Here is a 766-nt window from a genome sequence, read left to right as displayed (position 1 = left end):
AGCTTCCATAGCGTAGTAGTAAAACCCTCGTTACTGGTAATCGTCGCGGCCATGCCGTAAAACCCCAACTTCTGAATGTTGACCTCGAATCAGGTAGGAATACCCGCTGAATTTAAGCATATCAATAAGCGGAGGAAAAGAAACCAACAGGGATTGCCCCAGTAACGGCGAGTGAAGCGGCAACAGCTCAAATTTGAAATCTGGCTCTCGGGCCCGAGTTGTAATTTGTAGAGGATGCTTTTGGTGCGGTGCCTTCCGAGTTCCCTGGAACGGGACGCCATAGAGGGTGAGAGCCCCGTCTGGTTGGACACCGATCCTCTGTAAAGCTCCTTCGACGAGTCGAGTAGTTTGGGAATGCTGCTCTAAATGGGAGGTAAATTTCTTCTAAAGCTAAATACCGGCCAGAGACCGATAGCGCACAAGTAGAGTGATCGAAAGATGAAAAGCACTTTGAAAAGAGAGTTAAAAAGTACGTGAAATTGTTGAAAGGGAAGCGCTTGCAACCAGACTTGAGCGCGACGGTTCCCCTAGCCTTTTGGCTAGGTTACTCCGTCGTGTCCAGGCCAACATCGGTTCTGAGGGTCGGTCAAAGGCCCCGGGAATGTACCTACCCACGGGTAGACTTATAGACCGGGGTGTCATGCGGCCTCTCGGGACCGAGGAACGCGCTTCGGCTCGGATGTTGGCGTAATGGTTGTCAGCGACCCGTCTTGAAACACGGACCAAGGAGTCTAACATCTATGCGAGTGTTTGGGTGTCAAACCCG

1 rRNA gene is annotated in these 766 nt (G+C 51.4%); it reads left to right on the top strand.

The window, feature by feature from the left end:
- Nucleotides 1-54 precede the first annotated feature (54 nt).
- Nucleotides 55-766 (top strand): 23S ribosomal RNA (locus tag ACYVEA_RS34640); the annotation flags it as partial.

The organism is Spirosoma jeollabukense, assembly GCF_054777855.1.
Note: the sequence above shows the minus strand (reverse complement) of the source record. Positions and strands in the feature narration are given on the sequence as shown.